This window comes from Bradyrhizobium sp. WYCCWR 13022 (genome assembly GCF_030435535.1).
GTDB lineage: Bacteria > Pseudomonadota > Alphaproteobacteria > Rhizobiales > Xanthobacteraceae > Bradyrhizobium.
Window position 1 is genome coordinate 324,820 of record NZ_JAUIZJ010000003.1, and the last position, 23,857, is coordinate 348,676.

At 64.9% G+C, this 23,857-nt stretch carries 21 protein-coding genes and 1 tRNA gene; 11 read left to right on the forward strand and 11 right to left on the reverse strand.

The genetic code is table 11. The annotated features are described in order from the left end of the window. Positions 1-102: 102 nt before the first annotated feature. The 3 genes from serA (at position 103) to QY049_RS10380 (ending at position 5,253) form a co-directional block, all read left to right on the forward strand. A complete protein-coding gene (gene serA, locus QY049_RS10370; protein ID WP_258763762.1) occupies positions 103-1,692 on the forward strand; it encodes a phosphoglycerate dehydrogenase in 1,590 nt (529 codons plus the stop codon). A gap of 219 nt (positions 1,693-1,911) precedes the next feature. Further along, a complete protein-coding gene (locus QY049_RS10375) occupies positions 1,912-3,084 on the forward strand; it encodes an acetyl-CoA C-acyltransferase (protein ID WP_194477749.1) in 1,173 nt (390 codons plus the stop codon). A gap of 192 nt (positions 3,085-3,276) precedes the next feature. Beyond that, a complete protein-coding gene (locus tag QY049_RS10380) occupies positions 3,277-5,253 on the forward strand; it encodes a methyl-accepting chemotaxis protein (protein ID WP_258763761.1) in 1,977 nt (658 codons plus the stop codon). Between the two features lie 30 nt (positions 5,254-5,283). On the opposite strand, the gene QY049_RS10385 is transcribed toward QY049_RS10380, so the two are convergent. Next, on the reverse strand, positions 5,284-8,808 hold the full coding sequence (locus QY049_RS10385) for a PAS domain-containing protein (protein ID WP_258763760.1): 3,525 nt from the start codon (positions 8,806-8,808) through the stop codon (positions 5,284-5,286). Between the two features lie 298 nt (positions 8,809-9,106). On the opposite strand from QY049_RS10385, the gene QY049_RS10390 reads away from it, so the two are divergent. The 5 genes from QY049_RS10390 (at position 9,107) to QY049_RS10410 (ending at position 12,400) form a co-directional block, all read left to right on the forward strand. Then, on the forward strand, positions 9,107-9,490 hold the full coding sequence (locus QY049_RS10390) for a phasin family protein (RefSeq protein WP_194477746.1): 384 nt from the start codon (positions 9,107-9,109) through the stop codon (positions 9,488-9,490). A gap of 385 nt (positions 9,491-9,875) precedes the next feature. Beyond that, positions 9,876-10,310, forward strand: coding sequence for a phasin (locus QY049_RS10395; RefSeq protein ID WP_194477745.1), 435 nt, complete (start codon positions 9,876-9,878; stop codon positions 10,308-10,310). Positions 10,311-10,622: 312 nt separating this feature from the next. After that, positions 10,623-10,699: transfer RNA gene (locus QY049_RS10400), tRNA-His, on the forward strand. Positions 10,700-10,820: 121 nt separating this feature from the next. Further along, positions 10,821-11,042, forward strand: coding sequence for a hypothetical protein (locus QY049_RS10405; protein ID WP_258765245.1), 222 nt, complete (start codon positions 10,821-10,823; stop codon positions 11,040-11,042). A gap of 521 nt (positions 11,043-11,563) precedes the next feature. Further along, complete coding sequence (locus QY049_RS10410; protein ID WP_258765246.1) at positions 11,564-12,400, forward strand: outer membrane protein; 837 nt, start codon at positions 11,564-11,566, stop codon at positions 12,398-12,400. A gap of 447 nt (positions 12,401-12,847) precedes the next feature. Here QY049_RS10410 and QY049_RS10415 read toward each other — a convergent pair whose 3' ends face one another. The 4 genes from QY049_RS10415 to QY049_RS10430 all read right to left on the reverse strand — a co-directional run bounded on the left by QY049_RS10415 (position 12,848) and on the right by QY049_RS10430 (position 16,729). After that, the gene (locus QY049_RS10415; protein WP_258765247.1) at positions 12,848-13,234 is read right to left on the reverse strand and encodes a nuclear transport factor 2 family protein; all 387 of its coding nucleotides are present in this window, start codon (positions 13,232-13,234) and stop codon (positions 12,848-12,850) included. Positions 13,235-13,690: 456 nt separating this feature from the next. Continuing rightward, complete coding sequence (locus tag QY049_RS10420; RefSeq protein ID WP_258765248.1) at positions 13,691-14,629, reverse strand: AEC family transporter; 939 nt, start codon at positions 14,627-14,629, stop codon at positions 13,691-13,693. 7 nt (positions 14,630-14,636) lie between these two features. Then, positions 14,637-15,560, reverse strand: a complete 924-nt coding sequence (locus QY049_RS10425; protein WP_258765249.1) for a CoA ester lyase — start codon at positions 15,558-15,560, stop codon at positions 14,637-14,639. Positions 15,561-15,562: 2 nt separating this feature from the next. Further along, the gene (locus QY049_RS10430) at positions 15,563-16,729 is read right to left on the reverse strand and encodes a CaiB/BaiF CoA-transferase family protein (protein ID WP_258765250.1); all 1,167 of its coding nucleotides are present in this window, start codon (positions 16,727-16,729) and stop codon (positions 15,563-15,565) included. A 442-nt stretch (positions 16,730-17,171) separates the two neighbouring features. On the opposite strand from QY049_RS10430, the gene QY049_RS10435 reads away from it, so the two are divergent. Both QY049_RS10435 and QY049_RS10440 read left to right on the forward strand, forming a co-directional pair. After that, on the forward strand, positions 17,172-17,507 hold the full coding sequence (locus QY049_RS10435) for a hypothetical protein (RefSeq protein ID WP_258765251.1): 336 nt from the start codon (positions 17,172-17,174) through the stop codon (positions 17,505-17,507). Between the two features lie 408 nt (positions 17,508-17,915). After that, entirely contained in the window at positions 17,916-18,593 is a 678-nt protein-coding gene (locus QY049_RS10440) for a ParA family protein (RefSeq protein ID WP_194482852.1), read from the forward strand. A 157-nt stretch (positions 18,594-18,750) separates the two neighbouring features. Here the strand turns inward: QY049_RS10440 and QY049_RS10445 are convergent, their stop codons facing one another. The 5 genes from QY049_RS10445 to trxB form a co-directional block, all read right to left on the reverse strand. Further along, the gene (locus tag QY049_RS10445; RefSeq protein WP_194482912.1) at positions 18,751-18,918 is read right to left on the reverse strand and encodes a hypothetical protein; all 168 of its coding nucleotides are present in this window, start codon (positions 18,916-18,918) and stop codon (positions 18,751-18,753) included. Between the two features lie 129 nt (positions 18,919-19,047). Beyond that, entirely contained in the window at positions 19,048-19,197 is a 150-nt protein-coding gene (locus QY049_RS10450; protein ID WP_194477737.1) for a hypothetical protein, read from the reverse strand. 170 nt (positions 19,198-19,367) lie between these two features. After that, positions 19,368-20,276, reverse strand: a complete 909-nt coding sequence (locus QY049_RS10455) for a 4-hydroxy-tetrahydrodipicolinate synthase (protein ID WP_258765252.1) — start codon at positions 20,274-20,276, stop codon at positions 19,368-19,370. Between the two features lie 461 nt (positions 20,277-20,737). Continuing rightward, positions 20,738-21,661, reverse strand: coding sequence for a LysR family transcriptional regulator (locus tag QY049_RS10460; RefSeq protein WP_187436649.1), 924 nt, complete (start codon positions 21,659-21,661; stop codon positions 20,738-20,740). A gap of 5 nt (positions 21,662-21,666) precedes the next feature. Continuing rightward, complete coding sequence (trxB, locus tag QY049_RS10465) at positions 21,667-22,632, reverse strand: thioredoxin-disulfide reductase (RefSeq protein WP_258765253.1); 966 nt, start codon at positions 22,630-22,632, stop codon at positions 21,667-21,669. A gap of 267 nt (positions 22,633-22,899) precedes the next feature. Here trxB and QY049_RS10470 point away from each other — a divergent pair, with 267 nt between their 5' ends. Next, positions 22,900-23,379 (forward strand): Lrp/AsnC family transcriptional regulator, encoded by a 480-nt coding sequence (locus QY049_RS10470; RefSeq protein WP_027534298.1) that lies wholly within the window; start codon positions 22,900-22,902, stop codon positions 23,377-23,379. Between the two features lie 10 nt (positions 23,380-23,389). Here QY049_RS10470 and QY049_RS10475 read toward each other — a convergent pair whose 3' ends face one another. After that, positions 23,390-23,779, reverse strand: coding sequence for a DoxX family protein (locus QY049_RS10475; RefSeq protein WP_194482851.1), 390 nt, complete (start codon positions 23,777-23,779; stop codon positions 23,390-23,392). Between the last annotated feature and the right edge of the window lie 78 nt (positions 23,780-23,857).

Below are 23,857 nucleotides of genomic sequence, written 5' to 3' on the forward strand. Positions count from 1 at the left end.
TGGCCGGGCTTGACCCGGCCATCCGTCGCTCAAGAGATGGATCCGCGGGTCAGGCCCGCGGATGACGTTCCGTAAATGCAGCTCGCACCACGGATCATTCCCATGACCAAACCCAAAGTTCTCATTTCCGACGCGCTCTCTCCCGCCGCCGTGCAGATCTTCAAGGATCGCGGTGTCGAGGTCGACTTCCAGCCCAACCTGGGCAAGGACAAGGACAAGCTCGCCGAGATCATCGGCAACTACGACGGCCTCGCGATCCGCTCCGCGACGAAAGCGACCGCGAAGATCCTGGAGAAGGCGACCAACCTCAAGGTGATCGGCCGCGCCGGGATCGGCGTCGACAATGTCGAGATCCCCGCCGCCACGGCCAAGGGCATCATCGTGATGAACACGCCGTTCGGCAATTCGATCACGACTGCCGAGCACGCGATTACGCTCATGCTGGCGCTGGCCCGCGAGATCCCGCAGGCCGACGCCTCGACCCAGGCCGGCAAGTGGGAGAAGAACCGCTTCATGGGCGTCGAGATCACCGGCAAGGTGCTCGGCGTGGTCGGCTGCGGCAACATCGGCTCGATCGTCGCCGACCGCGCGCTCGGCCTGCGCATGAAGGTGGTCGCGTTCGATCCGTTCCTGTCGCCGGAGCGTGCCAAGGACATCGGCGTCGAGAAGGTGGAGCTCGATGATCTGCTCAAGCGCGCCGACTTCATCACGCTGCATACGCCGCTGACCGAGAAGACCAGGAACATCATCGACGCGGTCGCGATCGCCAAGATGAAGAAGGGCGTACGCCTGATCAACTGCGCCCGCGGCGGCCTCGTCGACGAGCAAGCCGTGGTCGATGCGCTCAATTCCAAGCACATTGCCGGCGCCGCCTTCGACGTGTTCGTCGAGGAGCCCGCGACCGCCAACGTGCTGTTCGGCCATCCCAACGTGATCTGCACGCCGCATCTCGGTGCGTCCACCACCGAAGCGCAGGAGAACGTCGCGCTCCAGGTCGCCGAGCAGATGTCGGACTACCTCATCTCCGGCGCGATCTCCAACGCCATCAATTTCCCGTCGATCACCGCGGAAGAAGCGCCGAAGCTCAAGCCGTTCATCACGCTCGCCGAGAAGCTGGGCTCGTTCGCCGGCCAGCTCACCGAGACCGGCATCTCGAAGGTCACGATCACCTATGAGGGCCACGTCGCCGAGATGAAGATCAAGGCGCTGACCTCCGCGGTGCTGTCGGGCCTGCTGCGCCCGATGCTGGGCGAGGTCAACGTCGTCTCCGCCCCCGTCGTCGCCAAGGAGCGCGGCATGGTGGTCGACGAGGTGACCCGCGCCGCGCAGAGCGACTATGAGAGCCTGATCACCGTCACGGTCGCGACCGAACGGCAGGAGCGCTCTGTCTCCGGCACCGTCTATCACGACGGCAAGCCGCGCCTCGTCGACATCAAGGGCATTCGCGTCGATGCCGAGTTCGGCAAGTCGATGATCTACGTCACCAACGAGGACAAGCCGGGCTTCATCGGCAAGTTCGCGGGCCTCCTCGGCGATGCCAAGATCAACATCGCGACCTTCCATCTCGGCCGTGTCTCGCAGGGCGGCGATGCCATCGCGCTGGTCGAGGTCGACGGCGCGGTGCCGGCCGATTTGCTCGCCAAGGTGCAGGCCCTGCCGCAGGTCAAGCAGGTCAAGGCGCTGACGTTCTGATGCTTCACCTCTCCCGCAGGGGAGAGGTGACACAGCACGCCGACAGAGTCGGATTTCACTGCGCCTGGTGCCGATATATTCCGACCCGCGGAACAGCGCCGCCTCTGTCACCGGAGGCGGCGTTTTTGTTGTCGCGCCGGCCAATCTTTGTGTACCAATGGCGGCCAGAGAACGCTTCTGACCAGCGCCTCCGTACCATCGTTCGAAAGGGAGAAAACAATGCGTGAAGCCGTCATCGTTTCCTACGCGCGCACGGGCCTCGCCAAATCCGGCCGCGGCGGATTCAACATCACGCCGCCGATGTCGCTCGCGGCGCACGCCATTCACCACGCGGTCGACCGCGCCGGCGTCGACAAGGATTATGTCGAGGATTGCTATCTCGGCAATTGCGCCCATGGTGCGCCCAACATCGGCCGCCAGGCCGCGCTGCTCGCCGGCCTGCCGAAGTCGACCGGCGGCGTCTCGGTGAACCGCTTCTGCTCCTCGGGGCTCCAGACCATCGCGATGGCCGCGAACTCGATCCGCTCCGACGGCGCCGACTGCATCGTCGCCGGCGGCGTCGAGAGCATCTCGATCCCCGGCGGCGGCACGCCGAAGGAATCGATCGATCCCGAGCTGCTGAAGACCGCGCCCGACATCTTCATGGCGATGATCGACACCGCCGACATCGTCGCCGAGCGCTACAAGCTCAGCCGCGAATACCAGGACGAGTATTCGCTGGAGTCGCAGCGCCGCATGGCTGCCGCCCAGCAGGCCAACAAGTTCAAGGACGAGATCGTCCCGATGAAGACCAGGATGAAGGTGGTCGACAAGGCCACCAAGGCCGAGAGCATCGTCGACTACGTCGTCGACCGCGACGAGTGCAATCGTCCGGAGACCACGCTGGAGGGGCTCGCCAAGCTCGAGCCGGTGAAGGGTCCCGGCAAGTACGTCACTGCCGGCAATGCCAGCCAGCTCTCCGACGGCGCCGCCGCCGTGGTGCTGATGGAAGCCAAGGACGCCGAGAAGCGCGGCCTCAAGCCGCTCGGCCGTTTCGTCGCCTGGGCGGCCGCAGGCTGCGAGCCCGACGAGATGGGGATCGGCCCGATCTTCGCCGTGCCGAAGCTGCTCAAGCGTCACGGCCTGAAGATCGACGACATCGATCTCTGGGAGCTCAACGAAGCTTTCGCCAGCCAGTGCCTCTATTCGCGCGACAAGCTCGGCATCGATCCCGAGAAGTACAATGTCAACGGCGGCTCGATCGCGATCGGCCATCCCTTCGGCATGACCGGCGCCCGTCTCACCGGCCATCTGCTGCAGGAAGGCGCCCGCCGCAAGGCCAAGTGGGGCGTCGTGACCATGTGCATCGGCGGCGGCCAGGGGGGCGCCGGCCTGTTCGAGATCTACAGCTGAGGCCATCGCCTCACTGACGACGTCGCAAGCAGCACGGCGCGATGAGCGCCGTGCTTTTTTGTTGAGCTCTGCTTGTGCACTCTGACGTGCATTCTGTCACAATACGCGTAATCTTACGTGCCCGCAAATTAACGGAGTTTTTGACGCGTTAGCGCCTCATGAACCGCATCAGTCACAACCGGCCTGGTGAACATGATGCGGCTCCTCTCCCTCCGGCTCACCCACAAGATCACTGCGATCGGCGTCATCGGCGTCGCCGGCGTCGTCCTCATCGGCGGCATTCATCTCTACGGCGAGCGCGCGATGGGCGTCTATCGCGACGCTGCCGATAACGCGCGCACGATGTTCGAGCTGAACAACAGGATCGCGGTCGAGCTGCTGGAAGGCCGCCGCGCCGAGAAGGATTTCCTGCTGCGCGGCGATGCGGCCAAGGCCCAGCGCCAGGTCGAGATCGGCAAGGAAGTCGCCGCCGACATCGAAAAGCTCCGCGGCCGGATCGCGGCGCTCGGCAAGCCTAAGCTCGCACAGAAGATCGACGCGATGAACGCGTCGCTGAAGAGCTATCAGGCGCGTTTCGCTGCGGTGGTCGAGGAGCGGCTGCGGCTCGGGCTAAACGAGAATTCAGGCCTCGAAGGCCGCCTGCGCGGCTCCGTCCACGAGATCGAAAGCAGGGTCGATCAGCTCCACGATGCCCCGCTCAAGGTGATCATGCTGATGATGCGCCGGCACGAGAAGGATTTCATGCTGCGTCGCGACGCCAAATACGGCGGCGAGATGAAGAAGCGCGCGTCGGAATTTTCGGCCGGCATCGACGCCGCCGCCATTCCCGAGACGGCGAAGGCCGAGCTGCGGCAGAAGCTCGCCGATTATCAGCGCGACTTCGCCGCCTGGATGGAGACCGCCTTGAAGCTCGCGACGGAATTGAAGGCGATGTCGGAGGCGTTCGCGGCGGTCGAGCCCGTGATCGCGCAGGTCTCGAACGCGGTCGACGGCATCCGCGCCGAAGCCGACCGGCTCAACGATGCCGAGCGCGACGGTATCCAGTTCTGGATCGCCGTCGCGATCGCGCTGATCGCGTCCGGCGTGCTCGGCCTCGGGGTCTTCATCGGCCGTTCGGTGTCGAAACCGCTCGCGGCGATGCGGGCGGCGATGATCGAACTCGCCAAGGGCAATTTCGCCATCGTGCTGCCGGGCCTCGGCCGTCCCGACGAGATCGGCGAGATCGCGCAGGCCGTCGAGACCTTCAAGCTCAATGCCGAGCAGAAGGCCCGCGACGAAGCCGAAGAGAAGATCAGGCAGGACAAGCTCGCCGCCGAGCGCCGCCGCGCCGACATGATCCGCATGGCCGACGATTTCGAAGGCGCGATCGGCGAGATCGTGGAGACCGTATCGTCGGCGGCGACCGAGCTCGAGGCGTCGGCGACGTCGCTGACGACGACTGCTGGCCGCTCGAGCGAATTGGCGACGCTGGTCGAGGCCGCCTCGGAAGAAGCCGCCACCAACGTGCAGTCGGTCGCCTCCGCCGCGGAGGAACTGACCGCCTCGGTCAACGAGATCAGCCGCCAAGTGCAGGCCTCGGCGCGCATCGCCGGCGAGGCCGTCAGCCAGGCCGGCCAGACCAACGATCGCGTCAGCGAATTGTCCAGGGCTGCCGCCCGCATCGGCGACGTGGTCGAGCTCATCAACGCCATCGCCGGCCAGACCAATCTGCTGGCGCTGAACGCCACCATCGAGGCGGCGCGCGCGGGCGAGGCCGGGCGCGGCTTTGCGGTGGTCGCTTCGGAGGTGAAGGCGCTGGCCGAGCAGACCGCGAAGGCGACCGGCGAGATCGGTCAGCAGATCGCCAGCATCCAGGGCGCCACCAACGAGTCCGTCGGCGCGATCAGGACCATCGGCGGCACCATCGAGCGCCTGTCGGAGATCTCGTCGACCATCGCGGCCGCCGTCGAAGAGCAGGGCGCCGCGACCAGCGAGATCTCGCGCAACGTCCAGAGCGCGGCTGCCGGCACCACGCAGGTCAGCGCCAACATCAGCAACGTGCGCCACGGTGCGGTCGAGACCGGCTCGGCATCGGCGCAGGTGCTTTCGGCGGCGAGGTCTCTGTCGGGCGACAGCAACCGCCTCAAGTTCGAGGTCGGCAAGTTCCTGGATACGGTGCGCGCGGCGTAGGTGCTGCACGCACCTCGTTCGCGGCCGTCTTCACGCCCGCGCCGCCACAGGTGCGAAGGTCACTTCGATCAGCGTGCCCGAACTGCCCGCGCTCTTGATGTTGAACTGGGCGCGGTTGGCTTCGACCAGGGCCTTGGTCAGCGACAGGCTGAGCGCCGCACCGTCCGCGGCGTCGCCGGGCGGCGGGGTGCGGAACGGCTCCATGGCGGCGGCGACTTCCTGTTCGCTGAGGCCGTGGCCGGTGTCGCGGATGCGAAGCGCGATCTCGCCGCGGTCGGAGAGCGCGGTCGAGACGATCACCTGGCCGCCGGCGCTGGCGAGCCGGATCGAGTTCGAGATCAGGTTCATCGTCACCTGCCGCAGCGCACGCGCGTCCGCCGTCACCTGCGGCAGCGCATGGGCGAGCGAGGTGCGGATGATGATGCGCTCGCGATTGGCCTGCGGCTGCATCACGGTGACACAGGCCTCGACGAGGTCGTTGAGGTTCAAACTCGAAAAATTCAGGTCGAGCTTGCCGGTCTCGATCCGCGACAGCTCCAGCAGATCGTCGATGATGGTGATCACGCGCTCGCCGGAGGCGCGGATGTCCTTCATGTATTCGCCGTAGCGCTCGTTGCCGAGCGCGCCGAAGCGTTCGGAGATCATCACCTCGGCAAAACCGATGATGGCGTTGAGCGGCGTGCGGATCTCGTGGCTGATCCGCGCCAGCATGTCGGCCTTGGCATTGGCGGCGCCGTCGACGAGGCGTCGCGCCTGCGTCAGCTCGCTCTCGCCCTTCTTCGCGTGCGACAGATCGCGGAACACGGCGAAGAAGTTCGGACCGTCCGGCCGCGTACGGCCCATGATCATGGCGAGCGGCAGCACGCCGCCCTTCTTCTCGCGGCCCAGCACCTCGCGGCCGTGATCGAGCAGGCTCGCGATGTCCTGGCTCTTGAGGCTTTCGAGATAGTCGACGACGATCTGCTGGCTCTCGGGCGCGAACAGCGTCAGCAGGGTCTGCTGCAGCAGCGTCTCGCCGTCGTAGCCGAACAGAGCCTCGGCGCTGCGGTTGCAGGCGTGGATGTTGCCTTCGGCATCGAACATCACGATGCCCTCGGCCGTGGTGTCGAGGATCGCGGCGAGATCTTCCGCATCGGCTTCGCCGGCCTCGGGCTCGGGGTCGGACGTGTAGGGGAAGGTTTCCGCGACGACGGTCTCGGTGACGACGGTCGGCGCGACCATGACGGGGATGGCTTGCGGCAGCGCGCAGATCAGCGCATGCGCGCTCTCGCCGTTCCAGTCGATCGTGTGCAGATGCGCTTCCGTGGTCGCCAGCTCCTGCTCGCCGTTCGCGATGGCCGCGCTGATCGTCACCGGCGTGCCCGATTGCGACGTGCTCGATGCGGCGGAGACGCCCGGCTCGACATAGAGCGCATCGAGCCCGCCGGCGTCTTCCAGCGCATTGATGCTGGCGTAGCCCATGCGCGCCAGGAACGCCGGGTTGGCGTAGAGCAGGCGGTCGAGCCGGTAGATCAGCATGCCCGAGGGCACGAGATCCAGCAGCGTGCGGTCGCGCAGGCTGTCGCCCCGCGGCGGCGGCGCCGGCTCGGTCAGCCATTCGGCCGCGGCCGGCGGCGCCTCGAGCTCCGAGATCAAGGGCTCCGATATCAGGGGCTCCGATAGAGCGGGCTCGGGCGGCATCTGCGCTTCGGACGCGATCTCCTCCGCCGGCAGCTCGGCCGCAGTTGAGGAAATCTGTTCGCGATCGCGTTCGAGCCGCTCGGACAATTGCCGCGCGAGCTCGTTGAACGCGCTGTTCTCGACCGGCGTCAGCGTCGGCGATCTCTGGTCGCCTTGTGATCTCTGGTCGCCGGGGGCGCGGAACGGGACGACATTCGGAGGCGTTTCCACTGGCGTTTCCGGATCGGTTGGTTGTGAATTCGCTTCGATGAAAAGTGCGGGCGGTTCGGCTTCGATTGCAGTGGGCGGTTCAGGCTCGGGCGGCGGCGGCGCCGCGAGCGGAGGCTCTGCCTCCGGTTCGGGATCGGGCTCGACCACGTCGGCCGACAGGCTCTGCGGCGGATGCGGCTCGGAGACCAATTCGTAACGGCGCAGCGCATCGAGCCGGTTGAGGCCGTCGAGATCGCGGCAGACGCCAAAGCCCTTGAAGCCGGCAAAGTTGCGCTCGCGGTCGTAGACCGGCAGGCCTGCGAGTTCGACCGGCAGATGCACGCCGCCATCGGCGGGCCAGTTCACGGTGATGCCGGCCCAGGTGTCGTGGCTGGCGAGCGCCTGCGCGACGCGGCCATCGGGATCGAGCGCAAATTCGTCGGCGATCTCGCGCCAGGGCCGGCCGAAGCCGGCCGCGGTGTGCGCGCCGATCAGGCGGATGAACTCGCTCGACGCCAGCACGAAGCGCCCCAGCGCATCCATCTGCCACAGGAATCGCAGCGGATGCTGGCGTGGTGTCTCAGCATGTGCGGACTGCGGCTCCGCATGTCCGGGCGGCTCGACCATGGCTGATGTGATCGGCGCAGCTTGCGGCGGCACAATGGCTGCCGGCGGGTTTTCCTCAGCTGTTTCCGGCGCGGTCTCCGCGGTCTCGGCGATCGTGTCCCGGACAGGCGCCTCGGCTGCTTCCTTCACGGCATCCTGGATCGCGGCGATCTCCGTCGCCTCGTGTGCACCAGGCTCGGGCGCAGCTGCGATCGTCTCGGTCGTCGCGGGCGTCTCGTCCGGCTCGGCAAACGGATCGAACAACGCGATGCCGGCGTCGAGTTCGTCCGCCGGCGGCGTCTCGACGACCTGCTGCGCGGGTTCATCGGACATCTCGGGGGCAGCCGGCTGCACCGCTCGATGCACCACCTCATGCAACATTTCAGCCGCAGGCTCCGGCGCGCTCTCGGCCGCGGGCGCGGCCTGCGTCACCTCGGGCTCGATCAGCGCGACGAGGCCGACATCGGCCCCGGCGCCGACCCGTTGCAGCACCATCTTGCCGATGCCGACAGGGATCTCGACGCGGCCGCTGCCGAGCGCATCGCTGCGCGCCTGTTCGAGGCCGGCCTCGCCGAGATCGCGAAAGCCGAGCAGCGGGCGTGCGGCTTCGCTGGCGCCGGCGAACATGCCGTCGGGCGCGAACGCCGCCATCGGCGTTGTCGCGCCGTCGACGAGGCGATGCAGCCGCTCGACCAGCGGCATGCTGCGCGCGGTGGCATCCATCGCGGTGACGAGCACGGCTTCGCTGCCGTCGGAGAAATCGAGCCGCGCGCAGCCGCAGGTCATCAGCGTGCCGAGCCGCGCGCCGAAGCCGCGCATCCGCTCGAGCCTCACCGCGCCGCTTGCAGGCAGCTGGCGGGCGAGCCGGACGATCTGGCGGCGATGGGTGTCGGACGGTCCGAATGTCTTTTGCGCGAGCTCGGCCGCATTGGCCGCGCCGAAAAATATTGCGCCGACCGCATTGGCCCACAGCACGCGGCTGCCGTCGGGCGACCAGAGCCAGGCCGGCAAGGGCGAGGTCGCATGCACGGACAGCCTGGGATCGCCGACGCCTCGCAACTGGAAATCCGAATTCGTCATCCGACCGGCTTGTATCTCGTCACGTCGACAGGCCTGCCGGGAATGGCAGCCTTAAGAAAGAGTTAGTATCGCCCGCGGGCGCGGTCAGGTCCACGGCCCCACCCTGACAGGGGCGGCCTAAAGCCGCGATAACCTTAATGTGGCTGAACCCGCAAGGCGCATGGTCGTTGCATCCGCAGGAATCCGCCGAGAACGATCCGCGGGGGGCGGCGTCATACCGGCAATACCGTCGTCGGCTAGCCTTCGAAGGCCGCCGAAACGGCCGGCAAAGCAGAAAGCAGCACAGGAGCAGCAAGTCATGACCGATCAGGCAAATGGCCATTTCGAGCTTCCGCCGGAGATGCGGAACATGGCGGAATCGAGCTTCAGGCAGGCCCGCGACGCCTTCGAAAAACTGCTCGCCAACGCGGAAGCCGCCGCCGGCTCGATCGAAGAGCGCGGCGCCTCCATGCGCGCCGGCGCCAAGGACATCGGCGCCCGCGCCATCGCCTTCGCCGAGACCAATGTGCAGGCCTCGCTGAACTACGCCCAGTCCCTGGTCCACGCCAGGGACCTCACCGAGGTGATGCGGCTGCATGGCGACTACGTCCAGGCCCAGATGAAGGCCCTGGCCGAGCAGGCCGGCGAAATGAGCCAGGCCGTCAGCCGCGCCGCCATGGACGCGACCAAGGCGAAGCACTGAAGCCCGCGCGGGAGCAACCCGCGCGTCCGTTCCTCGGTTTGCGCCGACCCGGCCGCGGCCTCGGTCCAACCTCTCCCGCTTGCGCAAGCGGGAGAGGGAGCCGACCGTCTCCGTCATTCGCACCGAAATACCGCAACCCCCGGTTCCCGGCCCCGGGAACCTCGCCCTGAGGATTAAATTATCGCATCGCACCCCACAGCCGCATTGCGCTGCACAATGTTGACATGTTAGGCAGCGACAATGCTGGACGCTGGACGAGCCATTTCGTTGTTCTGCGTGTCCAGTCTTCGTACCCGCCACCTCGTAACAAGAAGAAATGGCCCCGGTTGGCCGGCGGGCGCGCCAGAAGGCTCACTCCATTTTCATTAGCGTTGAGGGACCAAACATGACAGGTGCGACTGATCCGTTTTCTGCCTCGATCATTCCGTTCGAGGTTCCCGAGCAGATGCGTGCGTTCGCCGAGAAGGGCGTTTCGCAGGCCCGTGAGACCTACGCAAAGTTCAAGGACGCCGCCGAAACCCACAACGGCACCGTCGAGGCCGTGTTCGCTTCGGCGTCCAAGGGCGCGAGCGAGTACACCGCCAAGCTGATGGAGTTCGCCAAGGCCAACACCACGGCCTCGCTGGACTTCGCCCAGGAGCTGTTCGGCACCAGATCGCCGACCGACGCCTTCCAGCTCTGGACCGGCCACGCCCGCACCCAGCTCGAGACCTTCCAGGCCCAGGCCAAGGAGCTCGTCGAGCTCACCCAGCGCGTCGCCGCCGAGACCGCCGAGCCGATCAAGGCCAGCGCCTCGAAGTTCTACAAGCCCGCCGCCTGATCAAAACGGCGGATCGACCCAATCAGGAAACCCGGGCCCCAGCGGCCCGGGTTTTTTTTCTTCACCTGTCCCCGAAAGGAGAGGCCGGATCGCACCCGGCGATGCGAAGCATCGTCCGGCGCGATCCGGGCGAGGAGCTCAGGTCCCACGAGGTGGATTGCGGACGAATCCAGGGATTTATCGCGCTGAAGAGGGGCAAATAACGCCTTTTGCGGCCTTGCCAAAAACGCCCGTTGCACCTAGTTTCCGCCCCGTCCAGCCCCCTCGGTTGTCGGCCCGTCAAGGGTGCCCCAAAGGGCGGCTCGCAAGGATGCAGTTGTAGCTCAGTTGGTTAGAGCGCCTGTCTGTGGAACAGGAGGTCGGTGGTTCGAGCCCACCCAACTGTACCAATGCAATCAATTTTTCAGCGCGATACCTGATCGGTTCGCGCTCTGGAATCCAGTTTATATCCCTCCCGCTTGACGGCCGCTCGTTTGTGTCCACATCCCTATCGAATGGAGGACTGCGAACATGCGTTATGTAGTTGAGCTTTATACGCTCACAGGGAATGAAGGTCGTTCAATCGACACCGCCGAATTCTTCGCCGATAGCGACCCCAAGGCTCGACTAGCTGCCGAGGCGTGGGTTGTACCTCTAGTTGGTGAAATGATCGGAGAGACGACGTATCTCCAGATGACTGCTCCAGAAGAAAGCGGCAGGGTGGTCCTCTCAAAGAGATACGGCGAATTTTAACGGCGGCATGCCCCAGGGACGCGAAGTGTTATGCCAATGGCGGCCGGCTGGTTGCGTCCTCGCTAGAAATAAGCGGGATCGTTACGCTGATTGATCAGCGTGACGGCACTCTGCAGAAGCACTGGCGTTACAAGAATCGGCACCAACGGCCGTGAGCCGAGACAACTCGTAGGATGGGTTGAGTACTCGCGAAACCCATCTCTCTTGGTCTCCGCTTTTCGTAAGCGCGATACGATGCGTCAGCAACGGCTTCCGCTCCTCCAGATTGACGGTGAGGAAGCATCTACCCAGAACGAAGTTACGACAGTCGCTGTCATGATGTGACGCCACGACAAAACACGTTAGATGGGTTTCGAAGAACTCAACTCATCCACGGGCTGAGAGGCCGCCTTCGAACTCTGCTTCACGCGCCGCATCCAATTGCATGAGTCCGGCGCCATTCAAATCGCGCTTTGATGTTGCTGTGGCTTAGCCTCATATTTGGCAGGCCGCCGCGAGCGGCCCAACAAGGGAGTTTTGGAATGAGGAAGTTTGCGTTCGCGTTGCTGTCGACCATCGTGCTCAGCCCGAATTCGGTATGGGCTGCCGATCTGGGGTCGGTACGAATGCCAACGAAGACTCAGGCAATCGCGCAGCAGATAGGCAATTGGACGGGCTTCTATATTGGCGGCAACGTTGGTTATGGCTGGGGCAGCTATGGCGCATCGAACGCCACCGGGACACTTGTGAACGTGAATGGCGGTGCGGCCCCCTATAGCTTCAACCCTGTGGCCGGCAACGGCAATGGGGTCACCGCTGGTATCCAAGCCGGCTACAACTGGCAGATCGAGCAGGCGGTGCTCGGAATAGAGGCTGATTGGCAGTATCTCAATTCAAAGGCCACCGCCGGCAACTCGGCTATTGCCCTTCCCGCTGCAATAGGAGGCAATTTTAGCGGCAGCACTTCCGTTAGCACCGATTGGTACGCGACCTTCCGTGGCCGAGTGGGTTATGCGTATGGGTCGACTTTGCTCTACGCGACTGGCGGTATTGCATTGGCTGAAACCAAGGTCGGCGCGAATGCTACGGGCAGCATCCCCACCAGCCTCTTCCCGCTAACCTATGGACCGCTAGGCTCGATGAACGCTTCTGACCGCGCGGTACTCGTTGGCTACGTGGTTGGCGGCGGTCTTGAGTATGCTCTGGGAGCCGGTTGGTCCGTAAAGGGCGAGTATCTGCACATGGGTTTCGGCACCAATGGCTACAACCTCACGGGCTCGCTCCAATCACCGACCGGGTTGACCGGCGTCATCACGACGCATGTCGATATCAAGCCGAGTTTCGACATAGCCAGAGTCGGTATGAATTATCGCTTCTGATAAGCAGACCCGAGAAATTGGAAAGGGAGGCATCAGTCCTCCCTTCTCATCGGATCTCGGCAATCCCGCAATCAATCGACCACCAGCGCGCCCGAAGAACTCTCGGTTGCTTGTCTTCAGTTGGTCAATCTAAACCAACACTTGTCTAGTTGCCGCAACGTCAGATGTGGGGACTTGCTCAATGGGGGATTACGGTCACAGTGCACTAAACTCCTGTCCCAACCTCACCAACCACCGGCAACGTCACCGCCGCCAACAGCGTGCTTAGCGCCACTGCGCCTGAGACCGGGTTCACCAGCCGCTGATACTGCGCGGCAAAGAAGTGGCCGTTGACGCCGGCCGGCATCGCCGCAACAGCACGACGCCGGCCGCCCGCGGCGGTTCGGGAGTCTCGCCAGCGCGAAGGCTTCACGCCTTCCCAACGCGCGATCCAATTCCCATCGCGCGTCAGGAGACGACGGCCTTGATCAGCGCGGTGTCCGCGTACTCGACCAGCTCGACGATCTTGCCATCCTGAAATTTGAAGAGGTCCAAGACTTCGGTGCTGAAAACCTTCCCGCTCGGACGGTATCGGATGTCGAGGCGCGAGCGTATCGCGGCACAATTCCCCTCGACTACCTCGGTCAGGATCTCGCGCTTTTCGAAAGTGAAATGCTCGATGAACTGGCCGAAGGCCGCAAGCAATGGCTGGTGCCCCTGCACATTTCCGGTCAGGTGCAGCGCGCCCTTGTCGCCGATCAGGTTGAACGAGCCCTCGGGATGAAAAGCCGCCACCAGGCCCTTCACGTCGCCATCGCCGCGCGCGGCGTAAGCGCGCCTGATGACGTCGAGCATGTCCTCGCGATGTCCCATGTCCGCCTCCCCGTGATGTGTGTCACCGCAGAATAGCTACCTTTGCGTGCGAAGGCAAAATCACGACGGAGCTCAGTGTGCGACGATGGATGCCGAGGATGTGAGCAATCGTGAAGGCGGGCGGACTGGTGCCGCCAGGGCCGAAGCCCATGTCAGCACCTCAACTCAACAGGAGCAATTGCGATGCGTGCGATCTTGGCCTTGGGCATCCTTGTCGCCCTGACTGCCTCCGCCAGTGCCGGGACGGCACATCATAGGCGACATGCCGCGCCGGCTACACAAACCTTCGCACCCCGCCTCACGCCGCGTGCGGCCGAGAGCTTTGGCTATATGCCATACGCAGCCCCGTACTCGGCCCCGTACTCGGGCGGATACACTGATATTTACCAAGCCATGCACTGGGGCGGCTAACCCCTCGGGGCGATGATGGGCAGGGGCTCAGCGCGCCACCACCATCACCACCACCGGCAGCGTCACCGCCGCCAGCAGCGTCCCCAGCGCCACCGCGCCCGACACCGGGTTCACCAGCCGCTGATATTGCGCCGCGAAGATGTAGGCGTTGGCGCCGGTCGGCATCGCCGCGAACAGCACGATCACGCCGGCGGCCGTCGGCGGCAGGTCCAGCAGCTTTGCCAGCACGAACGCGGCGGCCGGCATCGCCAGCAGTTTTAGCGCGCACATCGCGAGGACGCTTGGCGTCTCGCCCTTCACCTCGAAGCGAAACAGGTTGATGCCGAGCGCGATCAGCGCGGCCGGCGATCCCGCCTGCGCGAGCAGCTCGATGGTCTTGTCGACGACGGGGTTGAGGCCGAGGCCGGTGAAGCGCCAGAGGACGCCGAAGCCGATCCCCAGCATCAGCGGATTGCGCACGAGATCGGCGAGCACCGGACGGATGACCGAGAGCACCGAACCCTTTCGCTTGCGGCTGACCAGCTCCATCTGCAGGATGCCGCACAGCCACAGCAGCGGCGTGTTCACCGACAGGATCAGCGACATCGGCCCGGCCGCCTCGTTGCCGAGCGCCGAGAGCACCAGGGGAATGCCGAGCATCACGATGTTGCCGTAGACCGAGCCGATCGCGAACACGACGCCGTCCTCGCGGTCCTCGCGCCGTTCGCGCAGGAACCTCGAGATCGCCAGCGCCGCGATCCAGGTCAGCGCCAGCGCGCCGTAATAGGCGCCCCACATCCTGTAGGGGCTGACGTCGGGGAATTCCGACACGACGATGGTGCGAAACAAGAGCGCGGGGATCGCGATGCTGAAGGCGAATTCGGAGATGCCCTTGTGCGCGCCCTCTGAGACGAAGCGAAACTGCACCGAGGCATAGCCGGCCGCGATCAGCGCAAACACCGGCGCGACGATCAGGATGGTGGCCATGCGCTTCTCAAGACCCCATCTCGATGATCCGGCGTGCCATGCGCACATTGGCGTAATCGATCATCTTGCCGTCCAGCGTCACGGCCCCTTGGCCCTGTGCTTCGGCCTGCTCCATCGCCTCGAGGATGCGGCGTGCCTGCGCCAGCTCGTGGCCGGACGGAATGAACGCACGCAGCGTCGGTTCGATCTGGTCGGGATGAATGACCTGCTTGCCGTCGAAGCCCATCGCGGCGGCCTTCTGCGCGGTGCTTTCGGTCAGTCTGGCATCGCGGAACGCGCCGCACGGACCGTCGACGGCGCGCAGGCCGAACGCGCACGCCGCCACCAGCACGCGCATCATCGGATAGGCGAACAGATCGAGCGGTGCGGAAGCGTAGCCGCTCTGCGCCGTTCCGGTCTGGCGGTAGCCCTCCGGCGAGATGCCGATATCGGAGCAGCGGGCCCCGATCGAAGCCGCGAAATCGCCGACACCGAGATGCAGGGCGCTGACGCTGTCGTGCGATGCGGCCAGCGCGTCGACATTGACGAGCCCCAGCGCCGTCTCGATCAGCAATTCCAGCGCGACCGGCGCGGGACGTCCGGGGCCGGCGGCGCGCAGCCGATCGGCAATCGCGCCGATGTCGCTGGCGCGCTCCGCCTTCGGCACGATCACCGCATCTAGTCTGGCAAGCGGGGCGAGCGCACGGATTTCCCGGTCGATGAAGGGGCTGTCGATGGCATTGAGCCTGACGGCCACGGACTTCGTGCCCCAATCGCACGCGGACAGCGACCGCACCGCTTCCTCCAGTGCGGCGACCTTCTCGGAGGGCGGCACGGCGTCCTCGAGATCCATGAAGACCGCGTCCGCCATGGAGGCGGCCGCCTTCTCGACGAGGCGGGAGCGATGCGCGGGAACGGCCAGGTAAGCCCGCGTCGGTCGACCACGGACCATGGCTAGCTCTCCTTCGTCAGGCCGAGTTCGGCGAGGATGGCGTCATTGTGCTGCCCGACATCGGGAACGGGATCCATCCTCGGGGTGAGGCCGGGAATGGTGAGGGCCGGCAGGAAGCTCATCACCGGCCCGCTGGGAGAGCCGACCGTCTGCACGCGGGAGCGGGCGTGGAGTTGCTCGTGCGCGAGGAACGCCTCGACCGAATTCAGATGCGCGTTGGCGATCGACGCCGCATCGAGCAGCCGCAGCGCCTCCTCGCCGGTCAGGGAAGCAAAGCGCTGCTCGATATGGGCCTGGAGCGCGTCGCGGTTCTGCATGCGCAGCGGATTGGTGCGGAAGCTCGGATGGTCGGCGAGGGCGTCATCGCCGAGCACGATCCGGCACAGCGCGCGCCATTCCCGGTCGTTCTGGATGCCGAAGAAGATCGTGCTGCCGTCGCCGACGCGGAACGGGCCATAGGGCGCGATGGTGGCGTGCCTCGCGCCGGTTCGCGGCAGCGGCCGTCCCGTGCTGCGCGTGTAGAAGGCGGGATAGCTCATCCAGTCGGTGATGGAGTCGAACAGCGATGCCTGGAACGCGGTGCCCTTGCCGGTCCGCTCGCGGCGATAAAGCGCCATCAGCACGCCATTGAGGATGTACATGCCGGTGGCGATGTCGACCACGGACAGCCCGATCTTGGCGGGCTCCGCCTCGGTGCCGTTCACGGCGAGGACGCCGGCCTCGCACTGCACCAGCAGGTCGTAGGCCTTCTTGTCGCTGTAGGGGCCGCCGCTGCCATAGCCCGAGACGTCGCAGGCGATGATTTTTGGATATTTGCGCAGCAGGGCGGTGGCATCGAGGCCGAGCCGCTCCGCCGCGCCGGGCGCCAGGTTCTGGATGAACACGTCGGCCCGCGGCAGCAGCGCGTCGAGCGCCTTGCGGCCCGCCTCGCTCTTGATGTCGATGGCCAGGCTCTCCTTCGACCGGTTGGTCCAGACGAACTGGCTCGACATGCCGTTCATGACGTGGTCGTAGTCGCGGCAGAAATCGCCGGGGCCCGGCCGCTCGATCTTGATGACCCGGGCTCCCCAGTCCGCCAGATGCCGGCTGGCGAGAGGCGCCGCGATCGCCTGCTCGAGCGAGACCACCGTCACGCCCGACAGCGGCAGCTCCGCTCCATTCCCGTCCATGCGATCGCCTCCACTTGCGCCGACGCTTCCCGACCCGGCGCAGCAGACCAGCCGACCACCCCACGCGTCCTCGATGCTGACATGATGCCCCTGTTTTGCCCGACGAGTCAAACTTGATTTCGAAATTTCCTAATATTTGGCGGCCCGGGCGATGGCCGCGGCCTGGTCGTGACCTTGCTGGCTACTGTGCATGGGGTTGTTTTCGAGGGTTTTGGGTCCCCGTCCACAGCTGTCGTCCCCTGCGCCGGCGGCGGGGGACCCAGTACGCCGCGGCCTCTCGGCTCAGCACTGCCATCTCGGTCAAGCCGGGCGGCGACAGCGGAGAAAGCGGCTGCTCTCCCTGTTGCCGAGACCGCACACGTCGGACCTTTCGCCTCGGCCTCGTTGCCAACGAACGCCCGTTCACCCACACTCCCATCCTGTTCGACACTTGGGGGGATCGATGCCGGTATCTCGCGTCACGACATCCTTGGCGACCGCAAGCCTCTCGCTCGCGCTCGCCGTTCTGGTCCAGCCGGGCACGGGCTTCGCCTACACGCCCGAGCAGCAGCAGGCCTGCACGCCGGATGCGATGCGGCTGTGCGGCGACTTCGTTCCGAACGTCGATGCCATCACCGCCTGCATGATCCAGAAGAAGGCGCAGCTCTCGCCGCAATGCGCGGTGTTCTTCCGCCGCGGACCGGAGCCGGGCGTCGGCGCGCCGACCAACATCGCGCCGAAGCCGGCGAAGAAGACCACCAAGGCGAAGGCGAGCAAGAAGAAGTCCTCGGACGGCTAGGCCGCCACTTCGCGCGTTCCCTGCTTGCAACCTCCTCATGCCCGTCGCGCCGAAATCACCAGGGCGGCACCAGCCACGCGACAGCCACCGGACTCGTTTTGTTCGCGTCAGGCCCGCGCAGACCTGCAGCCATCGCGCTTCTGCGCGACGGAGAAGACCGGCGCGAGGATTTGCGCGGCAAGGTTGCAGTCCTGATTTCTCCGGCAATTGCCTGGAAAATGCGCGATTGCCCGCGTGAACAGCGATCCATGACGGTTGACGTCCGCCGTCGCGCGCCCGCAGTGTGACTCAAAAGCCAACACGCCTTGTTATTTCGTGGCGGCGACGCAACCCCTGACAAATTTTTCTTTCCCGAATCAGCGCGCTGATTCATTTTCGCGGCCTGGGGTCAATCTGGAGGCCAAGGGTATGAACGTTATTGTTTTTGCATCGCGTAAAGGCGGCTCGGGCAAGAGTACCCTGGCTGCACATCTCGCTGCGCAGATCAAGGCGAGCAAGCAGGTGATGCTCGTGGACGCGGATCCGCAGGGCTCGCTCACGCTGTGGCACAAGCTGCGTGGCACCAACGAGCCGCCGATCAAGGCGGCGGTGAACTCGGTCAGCGGCATCGTCTCCGCTGCCAAGCGCGACGGTTACGAGTGGGTGCTGATCGACACGCCGCCGAACCTGTCGGCCGTCGTCGACGATGCGATCAAGAATGCCACCATGGTGGTCATTCCCGCGCGTCCCGGCGTGTTCGACGTCAACGCGGTGCAGGAAACCATCCAGATGTGCCGCGCGGCGCGCAAGCCCTACGCGGTCGTGCTCAACGGTGCACCGGCCAAGCGCGACGAGGCCGAAAGCCCGATCGTTACCATCGCCCGCGAGGCGCTGGCCAAGTTCCGCGCTCCGGTATGGGGCGGTCAGATCACCAATCGTTCGGATTTGTTGATGGCACTCAGCCACGGCGAAGGCGCGCGTGAGTATCAGGCCGAGAGCCGTGCGGCCCAGGAAATTGCAAGACTGTGGGCGGCGATCGAGCGTTCAGTGAAGGCTATTCGCGGCACGGCGTCGGCTTCCGGCGCAATGCACAGGCAGGCGGCATAATTTTCATCAATCATTTCCCCGGACGACAAACGCGCGGCGTCCCGCGCGTTTTGCGTTTCCGGAATCTCCTTGTCGTTCCGGGGGCGCGCAACGCGACCCGGAATCCCGAGATTCCTGATTCGCCCTTCGGTCGCTCCGGAATGACAGGTGATGGAAGCTACGCGATCATCAGCATGTAGAACACGATGACCGGCGACAGCGTCAGGATCACCGACCAGATGCCGACGGCCCAGATGATGTCTTCGGTGGAAAAGCCCTGTTGCTCGGTGTCGTCAAGATTCTGCGTGGCGTCGTAATGCGACGCCATATCGTTCTGATTGTTCAAGATCGCCCCCGCGATTTCTTCGCTTATGGGAACGAACGATACGCAGGATGTTTTAAGATTCCGGCTTGGGTTCCCGCTCGCATTTAAACGCAAGTGCGAGTCCGGGATTAACCATGCGAGCGGGTGTCCTCAGCCCGCGAGCCAGACCCGAAACAGCAGCACCGGCATCAGGCCGAGCATCACGGCCCAGAAGCCGAACGACGACACCATCAGGATTCCCTGCAAGAGATCGGCAGGCGCGAACATTTCCGCCGCGGTCGGGCGAACGCGTTGCCCCATGGTCATTCCCCCTTCTGAAAGACGTTGAGGCGAAACGATAGGCGCCATTGCGTAAACGAGACGTGGATGCGCCATGCGGCAGCTGCGAAGGCCGTTCGCGCCCGGTTAACCAAGGCGATGCGCGCTCGCTGCCTCTCCCCGTCCTTGCGGGGAGAGGCGAAGGAAAGCAGCTACGCCGCGACCTGCATCCGCCGTTCGATCTCGCGATCGAGCGTGGCGGCGAGCTCGCTGCTCACTTCCACCATCGGCAGGCGCACTTCGGGGCTGTCGATCAGGCCCGTCCGCCACAGCCAGTACTTCGCCGGCGCCGGGCTTGGCTCCGTGAACAACAGCCGCGTCAGCTCCGCGACATCCTGCCAGCGCGCTTCTGCCGCACCCGGGTTGCCGCGCTTCAACTCACTGTAGACCGCCGCGAAAGTTTCGGTCTCGAGATGTGCCGACAGCAGGATGCCGCCATCGGCGCCGTCGCCGAGCGCCTCGAAATAATTTGCGTCCTCTCCGGTGAGCACGCGAAAGCTCTTCGGCCGGTCGCGTAGCAGCGCGATCGACTGCTCGCGGCTCGCGCCGCAATCCTTCAGGCCGATGATGTTGGGATGTTCGGCGAGCCGCAGCAGGGTCTGGTTGGTGATGCCGACGGCGCAGCGATAGGGAATGTTGTAGAGCGCGAGCGGCCAGGCGGCGTGATCGGCCAGCGCCTCGAAATGCGCTGATATCCCGCGCTGCGACGGCCGCACGTAATAGGGGCTCGCGAGCAGATAAAAGTCGATCGGCCAGTCCGCGGTCTCATCGAGCCGGTCCTTCAGCCGCGATGTGTCGGCGCCCGACAGCCCGAGCCCGATCGGAACGTTGCGGCGGCCGGCCGCCATCTCGTCGCGCACGATGGCGACGAGGCGTTCGAGCTCGCTCTCGCGCAGCGTCATGCCTTCGCCCGAGGTCGCTCCCAGGATGAAGCCGTCGATGCTTTGCGCGGCGTAGTGTCTGGTCAGCCGTCGCAGCGAGGTTTCGTCGAGACCGCCGTCGCGGAACGGTGTCACCAGCGGCAGCCAGAGCCCGTGCATGTGAGTTTGCAAGTCAGTCATGTTGTTCTCCTTCTCGAGGTGAAACCTGAGACGGAGGGCACATGAAAAAACCCCGTCCAGGTGGCGGGGTTTTCGGGATTTGGCAGCGATGACGAAGTCAGCCTAGCGCGCGCAAAAATCCGAGGTCCCCGGATGGGGGCCTTTTTTCGAGGCTGATGCCTTCGACGAGATTGCGCACGACTTCGTGATCATTTGGAAATGATGCGGGGTATGCCGAAAACTGTCAATACACGCGGAAGGTGAAAGCCTGACTGGGCAGAAAAAAAGCCGGACCCGAAGGGCCCGGCTTAGGTATTGGCCACGTGAGGCCGACACAATCACCTTCCAAGAGGGATTACTGAACTCCCGCGCCACTGGAGGAGGGGGACAAATGCGCAACGCGAAGGCTCAGCGTTTAAGCAGTATGGGCTTGACGAGCGGCCTGCAGCAACAGCCGAGGTCGCATGTCAGTCATGCGGAAATCAGGACGGCCAGCGCTGCGCCTTGCTCACCACGAAATCGCGGAACACCTGCACGCGCGCGACCGTCTTCAACTCTTCCGGATAGACGAAATACGTGTCGAGCTGGATCGAATCCGACTCGCCGAACAGTTGTACGAGGCGGCTCTGTTCTTCGATCAGATAATCCGGCAGCGCGGCGATGCCGAGGCCCTGCTGACAGGCACGCACCAGGCCGAGGATGTTGTTGACCTTGAAATAGGCTTCGCGCGGACCCGAGCCGTTGCGCCCGGCCTCGATCAGCCAGTTGCGGTTCTGCAAGTGAGGCGCGAAGTTGCCGTCGGACAGCGTGATGATGCGGTGGGAGTCAAGTTCCTCCAGCGTCCGCGGCGTGCCGAAGCGCTTGATGTAGTCGGGCGAGCAATAGGCATGGAAGCCCATCGCGAAAAGCTTGCGCTGGATGAGATCTGGCTGCGTCGGCTTGCGGGTGCGGATGGCAACGTCGGCCTCGCGCATCGACAGATCCAGCTCCTCGTCGGTGACGATCAGCGAGATCCGGATCTCCGGGTAGAGCGCGGTGAATTCGCCGAGCCGCGGGATCAGCCAGTTGATGCCGACGCCGGGCGTCGTGGTGATCTTGAGATCGCCGCTCGGCCGCTCGCGGCTGTCGGTCAGTTTCGCGCGCGCCGCCTGGAGCTGCATGAACACGTCATGCGCGGTGCGGAACAACAGGTCGCCCTGCTCGGTGAGGATCAGGCCGCGGGCGTGGCGGTGGAACAGCGAGACCGAGAGCTCCTGCTCCAGCGCCGAGACCTGGCGCGACACCGCCGATTGCGACAGGCCGAGCTGCTCGCCCGCATGCGTGAAGCTGCCCGCTTCCGCCGCCGCGTGAAACACCTTCAGCTTGTCCCAGTCCATATCCGTAAATCCGTCGCGTGTTCGAGGCATGATCGTTATTCCGCTGCCGCGCGCTCGCTGGCGCGCAGGGCCAAGAAACGTTCGGCCTCGAGTGCTGCCATGCAGCCGAGGCCTGCGGCCGTCACGGCCTGGCGGTAGGTTTCGTCGGCGACGTCGCCGGCGGCGAACAGGCCGGGCACGGACGTCGCGGTCGAGTTCGGGGCGACCTCGACATAGCCCGACGGTTTCAGCTTGATCTGGTCTTTCACGAGCTCGATCGCCGGCGCGTGGCCGATGGCGATGAAGACGCCGTCAGTCTTCACGTCCGTCAGCGCGCCGGTCTTGACGTTCTTCAGCCTGACATGGGTGACCTTGTTCGGGTTTTCGGTACCGCAGATCTCGTCGACGGCCGAATCCCAGACCACCTTGATCTTGGGATGCTTGAACAGGCGCTCCTGCAGGATGCGCTCGGCGCGGAAGTGATCGCGACGATGCACGATGGTGACCTGCGAGGCGTGGTTGGTGAGGTAAAGGGCTTCCTCGACCGCGGTATTGCCGCCTCCGACCACCACGACCTCCTTGTTGCGGTAGAAGAAGCCGTCGCAGGTGGCGCAGGCCGACACGCCGCCGCCCTGGAATTTCGCCTCGGAGGGCAGCCCGAGCCAGCGCGCCTGCGCGCCGGTTGCCAGAATCACGGTGTCGGCGAGATAGACGTCGCCCGAGTCGCAGGTGAGGCGGAACGGCCGCTGCGAGGTGTCGAGCTTGATCACGAGGTCAGTGACGATCCTGGTGCCGACATGGACCGCCTGCTTCTCCATCTGTTCCATGAGCCAGGGGCCCTGGATCACGTCGGCGAAGCCCGGATAGTTCTCGACGTCGGTGGTGATGGTGAGCTGGCCGCCCGCCTGCATGCCCTGGATCAGGATCGGCTCGAGCATCGCACGCGCGGCGTAGATCGCGGCGGTGTAGCCGGCGGGGCCGGAGCCAATAATGACGACCTTTGCATGAACAGGAGCGGACATATTTGCGGACGCCTTTCACGGGGGATCTGCAGCGCGGGCGCGGAACGTGCCGGGAGGCCTCGCGGAGGCGCTGAAATATCAGAGCTAATCTAAGCCTTCTGGTGAGCTATGCAAGAATTGCATTCCCTGTCGGCGGATTTTTCCAACAAGGAACAAAAGTCGATTGCGCTGCACGCGCAATAAAATTGCTCAGACGGCACAGACTGGGCTATGAGGATTGCGACAGACCCACCCGATACCGCCGATAAGGCCAGGAGTTCCAATCACGTGTCGCGGAACCTAGACGAGATCGACCTCAAAATTCTCGCCGAGATCCAGGCCGACGGTCGAATCACCAATGTCGAGCTCGCCAAACGGGTCGGCATTTCGCCCCCACCGTGCCTGCGCCGGGTCCGGGCGCTGGAGGAGGAGGGCTACATCCACGGCTACCGCGGCCTGCTGGATGCGCGAAAGCTCGGTTTCGACGTCACGGTGTTCGCCGCCGTGCATCTCTCCAGCCAGGCGGAAGCGGATTTGCGCGCCTTCGAGGAGTTCGTCCGCGCCGAGCCCTTGGTGCGCGAATGCTGGATGCTGTCGGGCGAGGTCGACTTCATCCTGAAATGCGTCGCCCCCGACATGGCGACTTTCCAGGATTTTGTGACGCACCTGACCGCCGCGCCCCATGTCCGCAACGTGCGCACGTCGCTGGTGCTGCATAACTCCAAGTACGAGGCGGCCGTGCCGCTGGACGTGAAGGGACGGCGGTAGAAACGAAGGGTCACCGCCGCATCGCATCGACGCTGATCGGGCCGCCGCCGGCGGCTGCGAGGAAGAGGCACGCAAAGCACAGTACGATCGCCAGCGCGCCGTCGTTGACGACGGGAAAGAAGCTGTGCGGCAGGTGCTCGATGAAATAGGCGAAGGCCATCTCGCCCGACAGGATGAAGGCCGCCGGTCGCGTGAAGAGGCCGACCATCAAGAGACCGCCGAGCACGAGTTCGAACATGCCGGCAACGCCCCAGAGCGACAACGGCGTGACGTCGGAAAACATCTCCACCGGCGGAAACTTGAACAACTTGGCCACGCCGTAGTGAAACAGCAGCAGCCCGGTGACGAAGCGGAAGAGGCTGAGCAGATAGGGCTGGCTCTGCGCGGCGATGCGATCGATATCCATCGTATCCTCCCATGCTCGGATGGCGGGGCAGAGCATGACGGAGGACGGTGTGGTTCACAATCGCGCGTTGGA

Excerpts from the sequence above, each read along its gene's own strand:
- QY049_RS10390 (WP_194477746.1), top strand. The coding sequence starts at position 9,107 with ATGACCGATCAGGCAAATGGCCATTTCGAGCTTCCGCCGGAGATGCGG.
- QY049_RS10425 (WP_258765249.1), bottom strand. The coding sequence starts at position 15,560 with ATGGTCCGTGGTCGACCGACGCGGGCTTACCTGGCCGTTCCCGCGCAT.
- QY049_RS10420 (WP_258765248.1), bottom strand. The coding sequence starts at position 14,629 with ATGGCCACCATCCTGATCGTCGCGCCGGTGTTTGCGCTGATCGCGGCC.
- QY049_RS10435 (WP_258765251.1), top strand. The coding sequence starts at position 17,172 with ATGCCGGTATCTCGCGTCACGACATCCTTGGCGACCGCAAGCCTCTCG.
- QY049_RS10415 (WP_258765247.1), bottom strand. The coding sequence starts at position 13,234 with ATGCTCGACGTCATCAGGCGCGCTTACGCCGCGCGCGGCGATGGCGAC.
- QY049_RS10430 (WP_258765250.1), bottom strand. The coding sequence starts at position 16,729 with ATGGACGGGAATGGAGCGGAGCTGCCGCTGTCGGGCGTGACGGTGGTC.
- QY049_RS10450 (WP_194477737.1), bottom strand. The coding sequence starts at position 19,197 with ATGGGGCAACGCGTTCGCCCGACCGCGGCGGAAATGTTCGCGCCTGCC.
- QY049_RS10380 (WP_258763761.1), top strand. The coding sequence starts at position 3,277 with ATGATGCGGCTCCTCTCCCTCCGGCTCACCCACAAGATCACTGCGATC.
- QY049_RS10410 (WP_258765246.1), top strand. The coding sequence starts at position 11,564 with ATGAGGAAGTTTGCGTTCGCGTTGCTGTCGACCATCGTGCTCAGCCCG.
- serA (WP_258763762.1), top strand. The coding sequence starts at position 103 with ATGACCAAACCCAAAGTTCTCATTTCCGACGCGCTCTCTCCCGCCGCC.
- QY049_RS10395 (WP_194477745.1), top strand. The coding sequence starts at position 9,876 with ATGACAGGTGCGACTGATCCGTTTTCTGCCTCGATCATTCCGTTCGAG.
- trxB (WP_258765253.1), bottom strand. The coding sequence starts at position 22,632 with ATGTCCGCTCCTGTTCATGCAAAGGTCGTCATTATTGGCTCCGGCCCC.
- QY049_RS10460 (WP_187436649.1), bottom strand. The coding sequence starts at position 21,661 with ATGCCTCGAACACGCGACGGATTTACGGATATGGACTGGGACAAGCTG.
- QY049_RS10405 (WP_258765245.1), top strand. The coding sequence starts at position 10,821 with ATGCGTTATGTAGTTGAGCTTTATACGCTCACAGGGAATGAAGGTCGT.
- QY049_RS10455 (WP_258765252.1), bottom strand. The coding sequence starts at position 20,276 with ATGACTGACTTGCAAACTCACATGCACGGGCTCTGGCTGCCGCTGGTG.
- QY049_RS10375 (WP_194477749.1), top strand. The coding sequence starts at position 1,912 with ATGCGTGAAGCCGTCATCGTTTCCTACGCGCGCACGGGCCTCGCCAAA.
- QY049_RS10385 (WP_258763760.1), bottom strand. The coding sequence starts at position 8,808 with ATGACGAATTCGGATTTCCAGTTGCGAGGCGTCGGCGATCCCAGGCTG.
- QY049_RS10440 (WP_194482852.1), top strand. The coding sequence starts at position 17,916 with ATGAACGTTATTGTTTTTGCATCGCGTAAAGGCGGCTCGGGCAAGAGT.